This is a genomic window from Methyloceanibacter sp. (genome assembly GCF_041573655.1).
Taxonomy (GTDB): domain Bacteria; phylum Pseudomonadota; class Alphaproteobacteria; order Rhizobiales; family Methyloligellaceae; genus Methyloceanibacter.
On the sequence record NZ_JBFFQD010000080.1, the window covers coordinates 1 to 5,745 of the forward strand.

Sequence of the window (5,745 nt, forward strand, 5' to 3'; positions counted from 1 at the left end):
CACCGCGCAAGATCGCGGCCCCGCTCTCAGCTTCATCATCCCCGTCCTGCGCCCAAGCGGGGACACTCGGCAAACCGGTAAGTGCCACGATGGCCAAGACGGAAAGGGCGCGCGACATGGCTAGTGCTGCTCTCCAACATGTTCGCCGGCGCCGTGCATGCCATGCGGCACGGGGATGGCGCCACCCAGAAGATTCTTCAGATAGCCTTCTTTCTCCAGCGGCTTGAAGCGCCCGGTGCTTTCAACCGAATAACGGATCGGCTGGCCAGGACGCGCACTGTCCTGCACTTCGGAGTCCTTGACCATGATGACGCCGTTGACGAGCACGTAAGGTATACCGGTCGAGGGCAGGCCGTTCGTGCCAACCTTGTAGCCGGCATTGTCCGTGACAGTTTCCGGACTGAAGATGGTGATGTCGGCCACCATGCCTTCCTGCAGGCGGCCGCGCACTTTCATCGCCTCGAGGCCTGCGTCGCCCAGATGCTTCGCCGACCAGTAGCTGTTCTGCGCGAGAACCTGCATCAGCGGCACGTCGAGTTCGCGCGCCAACCGTAGGGTCTTGGCGTGCGTGCCTGCGCTTCGCGGGTGTCCGTTATAGGCCTCAAACGGATCGTCCCAGCCGAGCTTGTTGCCCTTCTCGTCGACCGGCGGCATCTGATCACCCGCGACCGTCATATGCGGAACCGACAGCCACATCGGTAGCCATTCCTCGCGCGCAGGGATGCAAAGGATGATGATATAGGCCGGGTCCTCGGCGACGATCTTATCGTAGATCTCACGGTTCATCTTCTCGCCGCTGCGCGGATCGATGAGGTTCGTGTAGTCGAGATTCAGAGCGCCGATATTGTCAGGCTTGATGAACTCCGAGCCGATGGTCGAGGACCCGCAGGTGTAAGGGTAATATTCCGACCAGACATTGTAGCCCTGCTTGCGCAGCAGCTGCAGATGCTCCTCCACCTCCCACCAGCCGGCATTGTTGTTGTGGCTGAGAAGCAGCGGCTGGTTGAGCGCGACGCCATTGGCAATCTGCTCGAAAGCGCCGAGCGTAGCTTCCGTCGGCGGGGAAGTGTTGCCCAACAGGCGCACATGAGAGGCGTAGAGACGTCCGTAATTTGCTGCCACCCTCTGAACGTTGAACAGTTCGAGCGTTGTCACGCCCTTGCCCATATAGCCCGTCGTCGAGACGATACCGAGACCGCCCGCCTTTAGGTCCTCGTCCATGTTCGCCAACATCTCGTTCAACTGCTCCAGCGATGCCCGGGTCACGGCCCAGTCGGGCGTATCGTTCTCCTTGTAGGACTCATTCCGCAAGCGGCCGAAATCGTCTCCATGCGCTGTCGTCGAGATGTCCATGTTGTCGAGGACGCGCATGCGGTGGAATTCGTGCGAGACCCCGGCGCCATAGTTGACAGGCCACTTTCCGTCGCGTTCGGCGTAGAAGCCGTTGACATTGATGACGCCCATCTCAAGATCGAGCGGCGTGGTCACGCCGTCGCGCAAGCTCACCTTCACGCCCCATGGATTGCCGGCGCCATGATGATGCGTGTCTATAAATCCGGGCGCCACGACATGCCCCTTGGCCTCGATGGTTTCCTTGCCGGCGATGTCGTCTTCGGTGATGTGAGCGATCTTGCCGTCACGCACGCAGACATTACGCACCGCGTCGAACTTCGTTTCCGGGTCCATCACTCGTCCATTCACAATGGCAATGTCGCAATCTTCGGCGAGCGCTTGAGGCAAGCTGACTGCGCTAAAAACTCCTGCCCCCGCAAGGAAGCAAGCTGCGACGACATTGATGCGTCTGACCATTCTTTTCACCCGTAAGTGAGGGAGGAGCCTAAAGCCCTCCCCAGTGGCCGGCCCGGCGCGGGTTGGGAGCACGCACGGGTCCGGTGGACTGGTGCGGCGACTCGGCTAATACGGGACTTGTGCGCGTGTCAGCGGCTGCTCCGCAGGGCGGTACATGATGCTGTCCTCGTCAACGAGCGTGTTCTTGTAGGCGAGCCCGTCCTTCATCACGAGCACGAGCTTGTCCTCATCGAGGATCAAGTCGATGTCCTCCAGGGGGTTGCCGTCCCATAAGAGAATGTCAGCATAGCTGTCGGGTGCGATCGTGCCCAGCGCATAGGTTGGATAAGGATCGAGTGGGCCGGACCATTTGAGCACCTTGCCCGCATTGCCCGTGCGGAACTTCAGCGCCTCCGCGGGCGTGAATCCTGCGTCATTGACGTAGCAGGTGATGTCCTCCTTGACCTTATCCTGAAGGCCCGGGCCGAACATGTCGGCGCCACCGGTGATGAACACGCCGTTTTCCCGCATCATCTTGGCCGCGTTGCGCGCGCCTTTTCCGACAGACACGCCTTTGAGCTTTTGCTCGTGCGTGAAGAAGTCGGGCATAGACTCATATGAACCAAAGGAATTGATGCTCATGTAGCATTGGAAGGACCAGGCGATGTCCTCGCCCTTCGCAGCCATCTGCTTTACGATGTCTTCCGACACTAGAAAGCCGTGCTCGAAACTGCGGACCCCGGCATCGAGCGCACGTTGGTATGACTTGTCGTGGTAGCCGTGGATTGCCACGTAGGTGCCGTAATCCTTCGCGATCTCGACAGCCGCTTCCATCTCCTCTTGGGTTGCGCCCAAGATTTCCAGCGGGTCAAAACGGCTCGCGACACCACCGCCCGCCATGATCTTGGTGAAGTGTGCGCCGTTGCGGTAGTTGCGGCGCGAGCCTTCGATGACGTCTTCCCGGTTGTTGACGATAATGGAGTGCTGCACCTGCGCGCCGTAATCTGACACCTCAAGATCGTTGCGATCACCCCAATCGCCATGGCCACCGGTGTGGCTGAGCACGGCGCCTGACGTGTAGATGCGCGGAGCCACGAGTATGCCGCGTTGAGAGGCCCGCGCGATGCCGCGCGAGTTTCCCGCGATGTCGCGGATCGTCGTGATGCCTTTCATGAGAAAGTCGTCGCGGATGGCTTGAGCTGCCATCGCGCCGCCGCCGGGCGCATCCCACTCGTCTTGGTATGAGTTGGTTCCCTCCGGGGTCATGAAGACGATATGCGTATGCATGTCGATCAGGCCCGGTGTCATCGTCTTGCCCGTGGCGTCCACGACGAAGGCGTCGGGCGCATCGATCGGGTCGGTGGAAACGGTGGTGATGACGTTCCCTTCAACAAGGACATTGGCATCCTTGATGAGGTCTTCGCTGAACCCGTCAAACACGTCGACATTGGTGAAGAGAATTTGCTTGGGCTTGTCTTCCTCCGCTGCCGCGAGCGGCGCGGCGAAAGACAGTGCCAAGCCAATACATGCGACAAGGCGCACGGTTGTCCAGACTTTCATGCCAATTTCTCCCTTTTATTGGTTGGAGGCCGTTGCCCCCAACGTTTTAGTTCAGCGTGTTCTTATAGATCTTGTAGCTCTTGCCGTCCTTCATGATGAGGCGAACGGTTTCGATCTTGCTCGCCTTTCGGTCGGGCGCGTCGAACAGCTGCTCGCTGGCGCCAAGTACGGTGATGTCTTCCAGCCTCCCACCGAAATTCATAGCAATTCTATAGCTATTCTAATGGGAAGGCCGGGCTGGCCGCACTGGTTCCAAGGTTGAAGAAGTTCCCCTTTTGTTCGAATTCAGTGGATAATGGTGATGAGCGCGATTCGCGACGCGCAGCAGACGCTCTGAAGCCCCACTGTGACTGAAATGAAGTTCTCTGATTCTTTTCTGGACGAGATTCGCACCCGGCTGCCCGTGAGCCAGGTCGTCTCGCGCCGCGTGCAGCTCAAGAAGGCCGGGCGCGAGTGGAAGGGCTTATCGCCCTTCAACAAGGAAAAGACACCGTCCTTCACGGTCAACGACCAGAAGGGCTTCTATCACTGCTTCTCCTCCGGCAAGCACGGCGACATCTTCACCTTCCTCATGGAAATGGAGGGGCTCAGCTTCCCCGAAGCCGTAGAGCGGCTGGCCGGGGACGCGGGCGTGTCCATGCCTGCGCCCGATCCCCGCTATGAGCGCACGATGAAGGAGCGTCTCGGCCTCATGGACGCAGTCGAGGCCGCCGCCAAACTGTTCGAACAGGCGATCCGTGCTAAGGGCGGCCGCGAGGCGCTGGGTTATGCGGAAGGGCGCGGCATCTCCCGCGACACCATAGCCGAGTTCCGCATGGGCTATGCGCCCGGCGGGCGCGACAGCCTCAAGTCCGCGCTCCTCAAACAAGGCTTCACCGAAGCGCAGCTCCTCGAAGCGGGGCTCGTCATCAAGCCGGACGACGGACGCCCCACCTATGACCGCTTCCGCAACCGGCTGGTCATTCCCATCCTCAATGCCAAGTCGCGTGTCATTGCTTTTGGCGCCCGCGCGCTCGCTTCCGATGCGCAGCCCAAATATCTGAACTCGCCGGAGACCAAGCTCTTCGACAAAGGCTCGATGGTGTTCAACTTCACCCGCGCGCGCCAATCGGCCTTCGAGAAGGGCGAGCTGATCGTGGTCGAGGGCTATATGGATGTCATCGCGCTCCATCAGGCGGGCTTCAAGAACGCGGTGGCGACGCTCGGCACCGCCTTCACCGAGCGGCAGATGGAAGTGTTGTGGCTGCTGGCGCCCGAGCCCGTGATTTGTTTCGATGGCGACCGGGCGGGCGAGGCGGCGGCGGCGCGTGCCGTCGACCGCATGTTGCCGGCTTTGCGCGAAGGGCGTTCATTTCGCTTCGCCTTTCTGCCGGAAGGCCAAGATCCGGACGACCTTGTGCGTGGCGCCGGGCCGGCTGCGTTCGCCGGGCATCTGAAGAGCGCCCATCCGCTCATCGACATGGTGTGGACACGCGAGACGTCCGCCGCGCCTCTCGACACGCCAGAACGCCGCGCCGCCTTCGAGGCGCGTCTTGAGACGCTGCTTGGAGAGATCGGCAATACGCGGGTGCGCGATCATTATCGCCGCGAAATCAAGAACCGGCTGTTCGAGCTGTGGCGGCCGCAAGCGCCCCGCGCCCGGCAAACCGGCGGCAAAGAGGTCCGTAAGCCGGCGCGCCGCGAGGCCGTGCCGCCGCCGACCCCTTACGGCTTTGCCACCATCGTCATTCTTGCGCTCGTCAACCATCCGCGGCTGTTCGACCGGTTTGCCGAGGATGTGGCGAGCTTCGATGTCCGCGACAAGAAGCTCGCAGGCCTGCTCGACGCCGTGACTCGCGCGATCTCCGAGACGCCGTCGATCACGCGCGAGACGCTCATTGCTGAGCTGCGGGACGGGCCCCACGCCAAGCCCATCGAGCGGCTCTTCTGGGACAGTCCCTTCAAGCGCCTCGCCTTCCTTCAGCCCGAGACGCCTCAAGCCGAAGTGGAGGCGCAGTTCGCCGACGTCATCTATCGCTGGCGGGCGTTGCCCACGCTGAACCGCGAGATCGAGGAGAGCGCCGACCAATTGACGGAAATGTCCGAGGCTGAGTTCGAGCGCTTCGTCACGCTCCAGCAGGAGGTGGCGAGCGTAGGCTTGCGTCACGAGGGAGACGATGCGGGCGAGCGCGACGCCAATCAGCGTTTCCAGGAAATGCTGGCGCGCCTCCGGAAGGAGCCGCCGTCCCGCGGCCGTCGTAGCGAAAAGCGGCAGTAGCCGACCCTGTTAAGGCGCAACCCGCTTGGCGGCAAAGCCGGCCTCCGCGTCAATTGGTGACACCAGCCGCGAGGTCCGCCGTGATACCGGGATGAGCCGGTATTCAAGCCACACGACAGCACGATGCCTCCTGGCGCGGG

4 protein-coding genes are annotated in these 5,745 nt (G+C 61.6%); 1 reads left to right on the plus strand and 3 read right to left on the minus strand.

All coding sequences use genetic code 11. The annotated features are described in order from the left end of the window. Positions 1–120 precede the first annotated feature (120 nt). From ABY454_RS11920 to ABY454_RS11930, 3 genes are all read right to left on the minus strand, one after another. Positions 121–1,686 (minus strand): hypothetical protein, encoded by a 1,566-nt coding sequence (locus ABY454_RS11920; protein WP_372930945.1) that lies wholly within the window; start codon positions 1,684–1,686, stop codon positions 121–123. Between the two features lie 228 nt (positions 1,687–1,914). After that, entirely contained in the window at positions 1,915–3,348 is a 1,434-nt protein-coding gene (locus tag ABY454_RS11925; RefSeq protein WP_372930947.1) for an amidohydrolase family protein, read from the minus strand. Between the two features lie 46 nt (positions 3,349–3,394). Then, positions 3,395–3,550, minus strand: coding sequence for a hypothetical protein (locus ABY454_RS11930; protein ID WP_372930948.1), 156 nt, complete (start codon positions 3,548–3,550; stop codon positions 3,395–3,397). A 153-nt stretch (positions 3,551–3,703) separates the two neighbouring features. Between ABY454_RS11930 and dnaG the strand changes: the two genes are divergently transcribed. Continuing rightward, the gene (gene dnaG / locus ABY454_RS11935) at positions 3,704–5,605 is read left to right on the plus strand and encodes a DNA primase (protein ID WP_372930949.1); all 1,902 of its coding nucleotides are present in this window, start codon (positions 3,704–3,706) and stop codon (positions 5,603–5,605) included. Positions 5,606–5,745: the final 140 nt, after the last annotated feature.